A 12,891-nucleotide genomic window follows, 5' to 3' on the forward strand; every position below is an offset into this window, starting at 1 on the left:
CAAATGGAAATAGTTACCCGGCGAATGCCGGGATCGCATTGCACAATTTTTTCCTGATTCTACAGCTTAGCCAGCGCCCGTATATGCGCAACCACGCTGCGGCCCAGGGCAGACAAGTTGTAACCGCCTTCCAGGGTGCTGACGATCCGGCCCTGACAATGGCGTTCCGCCACATTGACCAGTTGTTCAGTCATCCAAGCATAATCGGCTTCCACCAGCCCCATCTGGCCCATATCATCCTCGCGGTGTGCGTCAAAACCCGCCGACACCAGAATCAATTCAGGACGATGCGCCTCCAGCCGGGGCAGCCAGGTATCGGTCACGATCGTCTTGACGGCTGCGCCCGCGGTATAGGCGGCAACCGGCACATTGACCATATTGCCGGCCGGATGCTCCGCGCCGCTATTGGGAAAGAACGGATGCTGGAAGAAACTGCACATCAACACGCGGTCGTCGCCCGCGAAAACGTCTTCGGTGCCATTGCCGTGGTGAACATCGAAGTCCACGATGGCCACTCGCGACAGACCGTGAACGTCCATTGCATGGCGGGCCGCGATGGCCACATTGTTCAAGAAGCAGAATCCCATGGCCTGCGAACGGCAGGCGTGATGACCGGGCGGGCGCACCGCGCAGAACGCCGTGCGGGCCTCGCCTCCCATCACCGCATCAACCGCTGCCACGCCCGCCCCCGCCGCGTACAAGGCGGCTTCATAGGTGTGGGGATTCATGAGCGTGTCCGGATCTATCGGGTAATACCCTTGGTCCGGCGTATGTTCCTGCAAACTGTCCAGATACTGGACGGTGTGCACGCGCAGGATGTCATCGCGGGACACCTGTGGCGCCTGCCGGTCATCCAGATAGGGCATCAATCCGCTGGCCAATAATTGGTCAGAAATGGCGTCAAGCCTCTGCGGGCTTTCGGGATGCCAACTGCCCATTTCATGCAAGCGGCATGCCGGGTGGGTAAGATACATGGTCTCCATAAGGAAGATTATGTTCATCTGTCGGCGATTACTGCAACTCGGAATGCTTTCCGCCCTGCTGGCGGGGTGCTCCACCACCGCTCCAACTGCCCCAAATACGCTTGCCGCCCAACCCGGCGCCGCCTCTGCCAACACTGCCATTCGCATCGGTCCCAGTACGCCGACACTAGGCCCCGAACTACCGGATGACGCTCCTGCCACCCTGACCGCCACGGGCAAGCTGCGCCCTGAAGTCCGCGCTTTCGTGGAAGATCTGGCTGTTCAGCGCAATCTGCCGCTGGCCCCGATGGTCTCGGCGCTGGAAAGCTCACGCTACAACGCCACCGTGTCGCGCCTGATCGCGCCGGCGCCCCCGGGCAAGAAGATCTGGCGCAGCTGGCTGACATACCGCTCACGCTTTGTCGAACCCAAACGCATCGGCTGGGGCGTGGATTTCTACAACGAAAACCGCGATCTTCTGAACCGGGCCGCACAGCGTTTTGGCGTGCCGGCACCCATCATTGCCTCGATCATCGGCGTCGAAACGCTGTATGGCCGCAACATGGGCAACTTCCGGGTGATCGATGCCCTGGCCACCTTGGCCTTCGACTATCCGGACCCGGCCAAGCCCGAGCGCGCCACGATGTTCCGTGGCCAGCTGGCGGACTTTCTGACACTGGTCATGAAAGACAAATTAGATCTGGAAACACGCGGGTCCTATGCGGGCGCTATCGGCATGCCCCAGTTCATGCCCACGAGCATCATGCATTACGCGGTGGATGGCGATAACAACGGCCATATCGACCTGACCAACAACACCCAGGACGCCATCATGTCCGTCGGCAGCTTCCTGTCGCAACACGGCTGGCAACGTGGCCTGCCCGTGTTCGCGCCGGTGGTGCTGCCTGCGGACCCGACTGCGCTGGTCGACGGCGGCCTGGAGCCCAAACAAACCTGGGCCACGCTGACGGCGGCCGGCGCACGCCTGCAACCGGGGGCTTCGGCCACCGGTTGGGATGCGCAACCCCTGGGCGTGGTGGATCTGGTGGAAGAGGCCCGTGGCACGGCCCAGTACCGCGTCGGCACGCCGAATTTTTTCGCACTGACCAAGTACAACCGCAGCTATTTCTACGCCACCTCAGTGGCCGACCTTGCAAGCGAAATCGAAGCCCGCGTGGGCCGCTGATTGTCCAGCCCCAAAAAAACGGCGCCCGCATCTTGTTGCGAGCGCCGTTTTTCATAGTTGCCTCGGGGCGGCGCAATCAGCCCCGCCCTTTGCAACGCAAGCGTCAGACGGTCGCAACCGGCGTCACCGGCGAACCCACCGCGCCCGGCAGATTCAAAGGCGGAGCCGTCAGCAGAAAGCGATTGCGCCGGTTGGCTTTCAACCATCGCGCAAGCTGCCCCAAGTACCACATCTCGCCAATCGGCATGCCCAGCTTGAAGATGCAATGGTGATGCAGCGGCAGCGCGGCGCAGCAGGCGTTGGGTTTCTGAGTGGGATAGATCTCCAGCGCGTGATTGTCAGACGCCATGGCCGCTACCTTCGAGTCCGTGATCCATTGCAGCAGCTTCTCGTCGCTGCCATCCAGGCCGGCGCAAATCTCGTGCAGCGTATGCGGATCAGGTTCGCGGTGCTTCTCCAGCAAGGCGTCGCCGAATTCGGTGTGAAACAGAACGATGTCGCCCCGCTCGATCTCGATCCGGTCGCTTTCCAGGATACGCATCAGGTCGTCATAGCCCACTGACTTTTGCTCGCGGCCATAGTGCTTGGCCAAGTCCACCATCACGCCACGGCTTTGCAGGCAGGATTCGGCCAACTGCGTGATGTCCAGTTTCTTGGCATTGGACGCCCCACCCTGGCCCAAATCGGTCTTGGCAAAGCCCTTGTCTACGTCGTAGTCAACAGGGCCGATCACGTGATCGTTGGGGCGGTAGCCGTTGTAGTAAACGCGCTCGGGCAGTCCGTCGCCATTGGCATCGAACAATGCCCCCACGTGAGCCAATGAATCCCATTGGGTCGAATACTGCAGGCTCATCTCAACAATGTCGTCACTCAGCACGTCCACGCAGCCCGGACGCAAACGTCCCAAAGGGAAATTCATGTACTGATCGCCGTCACGTTCCGTCGGCCGCAGCTTGGGCGGATGACGCCGGACATTCACCCCATTCCCCCCGGGATAGTCCAGCGGAAGCGACAGGCAAAAGCTCAGGCCCAGGCGAACTTCGCCTATGCCCATCAGTACGTTCTCGGGAGTGATGTAATTCAGGCAACCGCGCTGATCGTCAGGCCCGAAGTCGCCCCAGTTTGATCCTTCGGGTCGGTTCTTCCATCTCATGCGTCGACACTCCTTGGCGTTGAAAGCGGATTGACATAAATTTATCACGTATAGGATACTATCATCATGGATGTGAAAACAGCTGCTCGAGTTCTGGATGTGCTGAACCTCTTTGCCGAGGAGCAGAAGCCATTGCTGTACAGCGAAATCGCCGCCCAGATGCAGATCCCGCTGTCCAGTTGCCATGGCCTGCTTAAAACCATGGTGGCTCGCGGTTATCTCTATGAAATCGGCAAGAAGCACGGCTATTACCCCACCCAAAAGCTGATTCATGTTGCGACGCTTATTTGTCGCAGCGACCCGTTAAATGCCGTTATCGAACCCGTGCTGGAAAGGGTTCGCGATCTGACCGGAGAAACCGCTTTGCTGGCCAAGCTGGCGGATGACAAGGTCGTTTACCTGATCGTTGCCGAATCCAAACAGACGATCCGGTTCTCACATCAACCGGGCGGATTCAAGGCGGTACACGCCACCAGTTCCGGCAAAGCGCTGCTGTCCGTGCTGCTGCCGGAAGAACGCCAGAAATGGTTCAAGGCCTATAGCGGATTCGCCCCGTTCACAGACAGCACCATCACCACCCGCGACGCATTCGACCGCGACTTGCAGGAAGGGGTTGCGCGCGGCTGGCAGCGTTCGGTGGGCGAAAACGTTGAAGACGTGATGTCCGTATCCCTCGGGTTCCGGGCCTATGAACAACCCTTTGCCATCGTGGTGGCCGGCCCTCTGGGACGCATGCTCAAAAACGAAGCCACCACTGGAAAACAACTGGAAGAGGTCAAGGCGCTGCTGCATGCGGCCCTGCCCTCGGCCAACCTCACTTTTGTTGGAGAAGACAGTAGATGAACAAACGCAGCTTTCTTGCCACGGCATGCACATTGATCGCCACCGCCGGCCTGCCGCTGGCTGGCGCGCAAGCACAAGGCGCCTATCCCGACAAACCGATACGCGTCATCATGCCGTGGGCCGCAGGCGGTCCGACGGACGTAGTGGGGCGTGTCGTTGCCGTGCAAATGGGTGAAATCCTGGGCCAGCCGCTGGTCATCGAAACCCGTGCAGGCGCCAGTGGCACGATCGGCGCGGCACAGGTAGCCAAGGCTCCCGCCGACGGCTACACGCTGCTGATGAACCCTTCCGTGCAGGGCATCTATCCCGCTCAGTTCAAAAGCCTGAGCTTTGACCCGATCAAAGACTTCCACATGGTGGGCGTGTTGGGCACGGTGCCAATGGTGGCCGTCGTCCCGCCCACATCCAAGTTCAAGACCTTTGCTGAATTGATTCAGCACGCCCGCGCGCAACCCGGCACGTTGACCTTCGCCTCGCCCGGGGTCGCCACCCTGCCGCACCTGGCCGGAGAACTGATCAATACGTCCACCAAGGCTTCAATCTCGCACGTTGGATACCGTGGCAGCAGCCCGGCCCTGACGGACGTTGCGGGTGGCCACGTGGACTTGATGTACGCCCCGCTGGCGCCCGCCCTTCCGCTGATTCAAAGCGGCAAGGTTGTCCCGCTGGCCGTCACCACCAAGACTCGCCTGGCCGATTTGCCCAACGTACCTACCATCGCGGAAACCGTGCTCCCTGACTTCGATATCGTCACTTGGTACGGGATGTGGGTACCCAAGGACACGCCCGAACCCATCATCGCCAAGCTCAACAAAGCCATGGTCGAGGCGTCGAAATCGCCCAAGGTCGTAGAGGCCCTGAAGTCGCAAGGCACGCTGCCCAGCACCATGAGCTACCAGGAAGCTGAAGCCTTCAATCTGGCCGAAAGCGCGCGCTGGATCAAGGTCATGAAGGACGCCAACATTCAGCCTGAATAAGGCTTGCGGCCCGGCAATAAAAAACACCCGCGTCCAGGAATTGGTACTCCTGGACGCGGGTGTTTGCTTTCAGCAGCCGTCAAGCTGCCCCACGCGAATATCAGTTGAAAACGCCCGTCGACAAATAACGGTCACCACGGTCGCAAACAATAAATACGATGGTTGCGTCGTTGACGCGCTCGGCCACGCGCAGGGCAGCCACCAACGCACCCGCCGACGAAATGCCACCGAAGATGCCCTCTTCCGCCGCCAGGCGGCGCGCCATGACTTCGGCTTCCGACTGTTCGATGGATTCGTAGGCATCAACGCGGCTGCGGTCAAAAATCTTGGGTAAATAAGCTTCCGGCCACTTGCGGATGCCGGGAATCTGCGAGCCTTCGGCCGGCTGCGCGCCCACCACCTGTACCGCGGGGTTGCGCGATTTCAGGTAGGTCGACACGCCCATGATCGTGCCTGTCGTACCCATGGCGCTGACAAAATGCGTGATACGCCCGTCCGTCTGGTTCCAGAGTTCAGGCCCAGTTGTTTCGACGTGCGCGCGCGGATTATCGGGATTGGCGAACTGGTCCAGCACCACGCCCCTGCCATCGGCCTGCATTTCGGTGGCGAGATCGCGGGCATATTCCATGCCGCCCTTGTCTGCCGGCGTCAGGATGAGTTCGGCGCCATAGGCCGCCATTGCTGCACGGCGTTCCACGGACAGGTTGTCCGGCATGATCAGGATCATGCGGTAGCCCTTCATCGCGGCCGCCATGGCCAGCGCGATGCCGGTGTTGCCGCTGGTTGCTTCAATAAGCGTATCGCCCGGCTTGATGTCGCCACGCTCTTCCGCGTGTTTGATCATCGACAACGCCGGACGATCCTTGACGGAGCCTGCGGGGTTGTTGCCTTCCAGCTTGGCCAGGATGACGTTGCCACGCGCGGCGCCCGCGGCACCGGGAATACGCTGCAGACGCACCAACGGCGTATTGCCGACGGTTTGCTCGATAGTGGGGTAGGTAGTAGTCATGCGAATGATCATAACTCCGCCTGACAACAGACACAGCGAAAAGCCGCGCTCTTGCCAGGGGTTCCTGGAAAGAAGGGCGCCGTCAGGGCCGTGGGCGAGCGGCAGGGGCTGGTTTAGCCGGAGCAGGCTTGGCCCCGGATGCGCCTGCCGCGGCAGGGCTGGCCGTAACCGCCGCCGCGGCCCCGCCCTTTGTGCCGGAACCGGCTGCCGCCCCAGCTCCCACCTGTAAACCCGCGGCCTCTAAGGCCTGCGCCTTTTTCTGCCCGATGCCTCGCACGCGTTCGGCAAAGTCATCCAGGGACTGGAATTTACCGCCGCGCTCACGCTCGCTAACGATGATCTCCGCCGTACGCGGGCCTATGCCCCGGATACTTTCCAACTGCTGCGCGGTGGCCTCGTTGACATTCAAAGCCAGGGCCGATGGCGCTGCAAAACCCAGGCCCGTGCTTACCAGCAACGCGCCTAGCGCAAGCCGTAGCAGGCGTTTCCCACGCCGGCTACGGGCAGCCGTCCGCGGCCAACGGGTTCCGCGCCCAGAAGTGCAAGGCGTCATCCGCGAGGCAGGAAAAGTCAGAAAAGGATTCATGGGATATCTCCTGAAAAGACTGGACGCAACGGCTGTCACGTCACTGTTCCCATGATGGCCGCCACGCGGGTTCCAAGGATGGCCAGTGAATGAAACGATCCACCCCGGCAATTACGCGGGTAAAAAAAACCCGCTCAAAGGAACGGGTTTCTTGGGCAAGCAACGCCTGGCGAAAAACACCAGCGTCAGCGGCGCGCGCGCCAATAGCGCACGTATTCGGCCACCCCGGTCTGTACGTCCCGCATCGGGGCGTAGAAGCCCGCCGTGCGCAACTGCGTCACGTCCGCTTGCGTATAGCTCTGGTAGCGGCCCTTCAGATCATCCGGGAAGGGGATATAACGGATCAGGTCCAGCTCCACCAACTGCGCCAGCGTCAATTCAGCCTCGCCGCGCTCGGCGCGTAAGGTATTGACGACAGCCGCAGCCACATCGTTGAACGGCTGCGCCCGGCCCGTGCCGCAATTGAAGATACCCGATTGCTCGGGATGATCCAGAAAGTGCAGATTGACTGCCACCACGTCTTCAACCGAGATGAAGTCGCGGCTCTGGCCGCCATCGACATACCCGTCCCAACCCGCGAACAGGCGTACATGGCCATGCTCCAGGAATTGGTTCATGTTATGGAAGGCGACGGACGCCATACGGCCCTTATGCTGCTCATGCGGGCCGTAGACATTGAAGTAGCGCAGGCCCACGACCTGCGCCGTCAAGCTGTCCAAGCGCTTGCGCAGCACTTGGTCGAACAGCAGCTTGGAATAGCCGTAGACGTTCAAGGGGCCTTCGTTGGCCGGGTCTTCGACGTAGATCGACGAACCGCCGTAAACCGCGGCCGACGACGCATACAGGAAAGGAATACGTCGCGCCTGGCAGAATTCGAACAATTCCAGCGTGACGCGGAAATTGTTGTCCATCATGTAGCGGCCGTTACGCTCGGTCGTGTCCGAGCACGCGCCCTGGTGCAGCACCGCACGCACCGCAGGCAAACTGCCATCGGCAACCCGGCGGCGGAAGTCGTCCTTGTCCATGTAGTCGGCGATCTTGCAATCGACCAGATTGACGAACTTATCGCCCTCGGTCAGATCATCAACCGCGATGATGTCCTGAATGCCGCGGCGGTTCAGCCCGCGCACCAGATTGCTGCCAATGAAGCCTGCGGCTCCGGTAACGACGATCATGAGGATTCTCCTGCCAATTCCGCAGCGGTCACGACGGATGTGCCCAGTTTGCCCACGGCAATGCCGCCAGCCTTGTTGGCCCAGCCCATGGCTTCAACCCACGGCAAACCAATGGCGCGCGATACCGCCAGCGTGGCCAGCACCGTATCGCCTGCACCAGACACATCAAACACCTCGTGCGCTTGCGCATCGGTGTGTTCGCGCCCTGCATCGGTAAACATAGTCATGCCCTGCTCGGAACGGGTCACAAGCAAGGCTTCCAGATCCAGATCAGCGCGCAAGCGTTGCGCCCGATCCGTCAATTCGGCTTCGGAATTCCAGCGGCCCACAGCTTGCTGCATTTCCGAGCGGTTCGGCGTGACCAGCGTCGCGCCACGATAACGCGTGTAGTCGTCACCCTTGGGGTCCACCAGTACCGGTATGCCGGCATGGCGCGCCATGGCGACCAGCGATTCAACTCGCGTCAGCACACCCTTGGCGTAGTCGGACAGCACAATGATGTCGTGATTGGCCAAATGACGGGCCAAGGCGGCATCCACGAGGTCCAGCGCGGCCTGCTCGGGGTGCTGCTCAAAGTCCACGCGCAGCAGCTGCTGCTGGCGTCCCAGCACGCGCATTTTCAGCGTGGTGTGCAGGGAAGGATCGGCGATCAGGTCCGTCTTGATACCGGCCTCGGCCGACAAACGCCGGATGCTGTCGCCGGCCTCGTCCTCGCCCAGCACCCCTACCAACGTCACCTGGCCGCCCAGGGCCGCTACGTTGCGCGCCACGTTGGCAGCGCCACCCAGCCGGTCTTCGCGTCGCGCCACACGCACCACGGGTACGGGAGCCTCAGGCGAAATGCGTTCGACTTCGCCAAACCAGTAACGGTCCAGCATCACGTCGCCCACCACGAGAACGCGGCTGCGCGAAATGGCTTCGGAGGGAAAAGGCTTCATTCAAGTTCTTCCAAACGGCGCGGCGCATAGGTCTCCCAGGCATTGCAGCCGGGACATTGCCAGTAAAAGCGACGCGCTTGAAATCCGCAACTGCGGCATGCATAGCGGTCCAGCCGTTGCGTGTGCTTGTGGATCAGGCTACGCAGCAGCGTCAAATCCGCGCCCGGCACCGGGCCTTGCTCGGCGCCCGGTTGCCCGGCCCCAGCTTCAGGATTGGTCAACTCGGCTTCCAGCAGACGGTCCAGACCCAGCAGCGACGGGTGGCTGCGCAGCGCGCCTCGGGCAAACGCCCAAGCAACGGCCGAGCCCTGCTGCACCCGCAGTTCGCGGAACACGACATTGAACAGATCCAGCGACGCATGCCGCTGATACTGCTTTTGCAGGAAGTCCAACCCGGCTTCCACCTGGTTGGCCGCGCGGTAATTGGCCAGCAGTTGTTCGGCCACCAAACCCGCGTATTCCGGCGCATCGGTCATCACCGATTCCAGATACAGACGTTCGCGCTTCGGGTCTTGCTCCATCAGCGCCAGGCGGGCGCGCAACATCGCGGTGCGCACCATCGCGCCCTTGCTGACGGACACATCCGTCGTAGACAAGGCGTGATCAGCGGCATCCAGCGCCTTGTGCGCGGCATCGATGTCGGCCGGCTTGGACGTCAGCGCCGTCAACGCCTGTTCGCAGTAGTAATGCACGATCTGCGGAACCGGTTCGTCGACCAGCCCTTGCAGCGTTTTGACGGCCTCGATGGCCCGCGGCCAATCGTGCTCGGATTCAAAGATGCGAATCAACGAACGCAAGGCAGGCAGCGCGTAGCGTGTGTCTTTCAATTGCTCAAAGCCGCTTTCCGCGCGATCCAGCATCCCCGCCTTCAGGAAGTCCTGGGCCAGCTCGTGCTGCGCGTGCTCTCGCTCGGCAGCAGGAAGATCCGAGCGGCTCAACAAGCTTTGATGTACCCGGATTGCGCGCTCCATTTCGCCGCGACGGCGGAACAGGCTGCCCAGCGCGAAATGCAGCTCAGTGGTTTCGGGGTCCAGTTTGGCAACTTCGACAAAGGCGTCGATCGCGCGGTCCGGCTGCTCGTTCAGCAGAAAATTCAGGCCCCGGAAGTAGGAGTCGGGCAGGCTGCGGGTTTCCCGAAGCATCTGCCTGATATCGAAGCGCGCGGCCAACCAGCCCAGCGCAAACAACACTGGTACGAAAATCAACCACCAAGGTTCAAAATCCACTGTTCGGGCTCTTGCAGTAATTCAGTGCGAAAAAAAAGGCTTTCGAGCCGCAAGCCATTACAGCGGCGACATCGGAGCGACGGCTTCCGGCGGCACAACGGGCGTCGTGCCATTCACGGCGGCCTGCACGCGGTCCAGCTCACGGCGCAAGCGCATGGCTTCGCGGCGGCGGCGCATGGCGGCGGGCACGGTCAGCAACAGGCCGAACAAGGCGCCAGCCACAAACACAACCAGCATGACAACGATCAACGGCACGTCTTGGACGACGTAATCTGCGTAAAACTTCACCGCAACCGGATCGGTGTTCTTCAAGGCAAACATCAATACCGCAATAAACACGAGCAATCGCAGGGCCCAGACAAGGTAGCGCATGACGCATGCTCCAAAGAATTCAAGACCGTCAATTGTAAGCGACGTCTCTCACCCCAGCTAAAAAAATCCCTGCGGCGCGCCTCAACACGCAGATGAGTCCGCCCAAAGGGGTGCGAGACAACAGGAGCAACGCGGAAAAAACAAAGCCCCTTGATTTCTCAAGGGGCTTTGTTCGCGGTCCGATCTGCCCGAAGGCAGCGTTGCTCAGCCGACGTCAGTGCATGGCGTGCAGATTTGCCATGGAAGGCATCGGCTCACTCGATCCAGAAGATTGAGCGTCCTCTTCATTGCCGCCGACCAGGTCCACCCTTTCGCGCAATTCCTTGCCTGCCTTGAAGTGCGGCACCTGTTTACCAGGTACCAGCACTTGTTCGCCGGACTTCGGATTGCGGCCGATTCGGGGAGACCGCTGCGACAACGAGAAGCTGCCAAAACCACGTATCTCGATGCGCTGACCCGAGGCCAAGGCCTGGGTCATTGCATCCAGCACGGTCTTGACCGCGTAATCGGTGTCACGGGCGGCCAGCTGAGGATAGCGGGCCGCCAAGGCGGCGATCAGCTCCGACTTGGTCACGAATTAACCGTCGTTGCGCTGTTGGTCCAGCTTGGCCTTCAGCAGCGCGCCGAGGTTGGTGGTGCCGGACGAGGCGCTTGCATCAGACATGCGCTGGATCGTGTCGGCGGTTTCGGCGTTGTCACGGGCCTTGATCGACAGTTGGATCGAACGCGTCTTGCGGTCGATGTTGACGATCATGGCTTCGATGTTTTCGCCAGCGTTCAGAACGGTGGTGGCATCTTCAACGCGGCCCGAGGAGATCTCGGAAGCGCGCAGGTAGCCTTCAACGTCAACCGACAGCGTAACAACAGCGCCCTTGGCTTCGACCGACTTGATGGTGCCCGGAACAACGGCGCCCTTGTCAAACGTGGCCACGAAGTTGTTGAAGGGGTCGCCTTCCAGCTGCTTGATGCCCAGCGAGATGCGTTCCTTGTCGGTATCGATGCCCAGAACCACGGCTTCGATCTCGTCACCCTTCTTGAAGTTGCGCACGGCTTCTTCGCCGGTTTCCGTCCACGACAAGTCGGACAGGTGAACCAAGCCATCGATGCCGCCGGGCAGACCGACGAACACGCCGAAGTCGGTGATCGACTTGATGGCGCCGCGGACCTTGTCACCGCGCTTGAAGTTCGTAGCGAACTCTTCCCACGGGTTCTGGCGGCATTGCTTCATGCCCAGCGAGATACGACGACGGTCTTCGTCGATTTCCAGGACCATGACTTCGACTTCTTCGCCCAGGGTAACAACCTTGCGCGGGTCGACGTTCTTGTTGGTCCAGTCCATTTCGGAGACGTGAACCAGGCCTTCGATGCCGGCTTCGACTTCGACGAAGGCGCCGTAGTCGGTCAGGTTCGTGACCTTACCGAACAGACGGGTGCCTTGCGGGTAACGACGGGCCAGGCCCACCCACGGATCTTCGCCCAGTTGCTTGACGCCCAGCGAGACGCGGCTCTTTTCTTGGTCGAACTTGAGGACCTTGGCTTCGACTTCCTGACCCACTTGCAGGACTTCGGACGGGTGACGCACGCGGCGCCATGCCATGTCGGTGATGTGCAGCAGGCCGTCGATACCGCCCAGGTCAACGAACGCGCCGTAATCGGTGATGTTCTTGACCACGCCCTTGACCACAGCACCTTCGTGCAGGGTTTCGAGCAGCTTTTGACGCTCTTCGCCCATGCTGGCTTCCAGCACTTGGCGACGCGACAGCACAACGTTGTTGCGCTTGCGGTCGAGCTTGATGACCTTGAATTCGAGGGTCTTGCCTTCGTACGGGGTGGTGTCCTTGACCGGACGCAGATCCACCAGCGAACCGGGCAGGAACGCGCGGATGCCGTTGGTCATGACGGTCAGGCCGCCCTTCACCTTGCCGGTGATGGTGCCGGTAACCAGTTCGCCGTTTTCCAGGGCCTTTTCCAGCTGCAGCCAGGCCGACAGGCGCTTGGCGCGGTCACGCGACAGGATCGTGTCGCCGTAGCCGTTTTCCAGGGAATCAATGGCCACCGAGACGAAATCGCCGGGTTGCACTTCGAGCTCGCCCTGGTCATTCAGGAACTCTTCCAGGGGGATCAGCGCTTCGGACTTCAGGCCGGCGTTGACGACGACGAAGTTATGGTCGACGCGCACGACTTCGGCGCTGATGACCTCGCCGGACTTCATGTCCTGGCTCTTGAGGCTTTGGGCGAAAAGGTCGGCGAAACTTTCGCCGCCGGTGGCGGTAGTGGAAACGGAAGACATGGGGTTGAAATCCATTGGGCCGAAATGGCCGTTAAGAACACACCGCAGCGGATTGCCCGCCACAGTGGAGTCAAAATACCTGTCAGCTGGTTCGCCCTGCGGGGTGGCCCGTGGGGGTTACGCCTGGCTTGAACAGGGCCTAATCAAAAAAAACGAAGTCGGTTTCTAGCGGGT

At 61.0% G+C, this 12,891-nt stretch carries 13 protein-coding genes; 3 read left to right on the forward strand and 10 right to left on the reverse strand.

What is annotated here, in order from left to right; all coding sequences use genetic code 11:
* Positions 1–59: 59 nt before the first annotated feature.
* Complete coding sequence (locus RAS12_RS14475) at positions 60–983, reverse strand: histone deacetylase family protein (protein WP_306951451.1); 924 nt, start codon at positions 981–983, stop codon at positions 60–62.
* A 10-nt stretch (positions 984–993) separates the two neighbouring features.
* On the opposite strand from RAS12_RS14475, the gene mltB reads away from it, so the two are divergent.
* Positions 994–2,148 (forward strand): lytic murein transglycosylase B, encoded by a 1,155-nt coding sequence (mltB, locus tag RAS12_RS14480; protein WP_306951065.1) that lies wholly within the window; start codon positions 994–996, stop codon positions 2,146–2,148.
* A 103-nt stretch (positions 2,149–2,251) separates the two neighbouring features.
* On the opposite strand, the gene RAS12_RS14485 is transcribed toward mltB, so the two are convergent.
* The gene (locus RAS12_RS14485; protein WP_306951067.1) at positions 2,252–3,301 is read right to left on the reverse strand and encodes a cyclase family protein; all 1,050 of its coding nucleotides are present in this window, start codon (positions 3,299–3,301) and stop codon (positions 2,252–2,254) included.
* Between the two features lie 66 nt (positions 3,302–3,367).
* Here RAS12_RS14485 and RAS12_RS14490 point away from each other — a divergent pair, with 66 nt between their 5' ends.
* Positions 3,368–4,144 carry an IclR family transcriptional regulator gene (locus RAS12_RS14490; RefSeq protein WP_306951069.1) on the forward strand — a complete coding sequence of 259 codons (777 nt, stop codon included), beginning with the start codon at positions 3,368–3,370 and terminating at the stop codon, positions 4,142–4,144.
* Complete coding sequence (locus tag RAS12_RS14495; RefSeq protein WP_306951071.1) at positions 4,141–5,121, forward strand: Bug family tripartite tricarboxylate transporter substrate binding protein; 981 nt, start codon at positions 4,141–4,143, stop codon at positions 5,119–5,121. The genes RAS12_RS14490 and RAS12_RS14495 overlap by 4 nt, the downstream gene beginning before the upstream one ends.
* A 100-nt stretch (positions 5,122–5,221) precedes the next feature.
* On the opposite strand, the gene cysM is transcribed toward RAS12_RS14495, so the two are convergent.
* The 8 genes from cysM to rpsA all read right to left on the reverse strand — a co-directional run bounded on the left by cysM (position 5,222) and on the right by rpsA (position 12,717).
* Positions 5,222–6,130: a cysteine synthase CysM gene (gene cysM / locus RAS12_RS14500; protein ID WP_306951072.1), complete on the reverse strand. Its 909-nt coding sequence runs from the start codon at positions 6,128–6,130 to the stop codon at positions 5,222–5,224.
* Between the two features lie 82 nt (positions 6,131–6,212).
* Positions 6,213–6,716 (reverse strand): ComEA family DNA-binding protein, encoded by a 504-nt coding sequence (locus tag RAS12_RS14505; protein ID WP_306951074.1) that lies wholly within the window; start codon positions 6,714–6,716, stop codon positions 6,213–6,215.
* Positions 6,717–6,901: 185 nt separating this feature from the next.
* Positions 6,902–7,891 carry an ADP-glyceromanno-heptose 6-epimerase gene (gene rfaD, locus RAS12_RS14510; RefSeq protein ID WP_306951076.1) on the reverse strand — a complete coding sequence of 330 codons (990 nt, stop codon included), beginning with the start codon at positions 7,889–7,891 and terminating at the stop codon, positions 6,902–6,904.
* Complete coding sequence (gene rfaE1 / locus RAS12_RS14515) at positions 7,888–8,829, reverse strand: D-glycero-beta-D-manno-heptose-7-phosphate kinase (protein WP_306951078.1); 942 nt, start codon at positions 8,827–8,829, stop codon at positions 7,888–7,890. Before rfaE1 ends, rfaD begins: the two co-directional genes overlap by 4 nt.
* Positions 8,826–10,055, reverse strand: coding sequence for a lipopolysaccharide assembly protein LapB (lapB, locus tag RAS12_RS14520; RefSeq protein WP_306951080.1), 1,230 nt, complete (start codon positions 10,053–10,055; stop codon positions 8,826–8,828). Before lapB ends, rfaE1 begins: the two co-directional genes overlap by 4 nt.
* A 57-nt stretch (positions 10,056–10,112) precedes the next feature.
* On the reverse strand, positions 10,113–10,427 hold the full coding sequence (locus tag RAS12_RS14525; protein ID WP_006225143.1) for a LapA family protein: 315 nt from the start codon (positions 10,425–10,427) through the stop codon (positions 10,113–10,115).
* A gap of 214 nt (positions 10,428–10,641) precedes the next feature.
* Positions 10,642–11,001 carry an integration host factor subunit beta gene (locus RAS12_RS14530; RefSeq protein WP_306951084.1) on the reverse strand — a complete coding sequence of 120 codons (360 nt, stop codon included), beginning with the start codon at positions 10,999–11,001 and terminating at the stop codon, positions 10,642–10,644.
* Positions 11,002–11,004: 3 nt separating this feature from the next.
* Positions 11,005–12,717 (reverse strand): 30S ribosomal protein S1, encoded by a 1,713-nt coding sequence (gene rpsA, locus RAS12_RS14535; RefSeq protein WP_006225145.1) that lies wholly within the window; start codon positions 12,715–12,717, stop codon positions 11,005–11,007.
* Between the last annotated feature and the right edge of the window lie 174 nt (positions 12,718–12,891).

This window comes from Achromobacter seleniivolatilans (assembly GCF_030864005.1).
Taxonomy (GTDB): Bacteria; Pseudomonadota; Gammaproteobacteria; order Burkholderiales; family Burkholderiaceae_B; genus Achromobacter; species Achromobacter seleniivolatilans.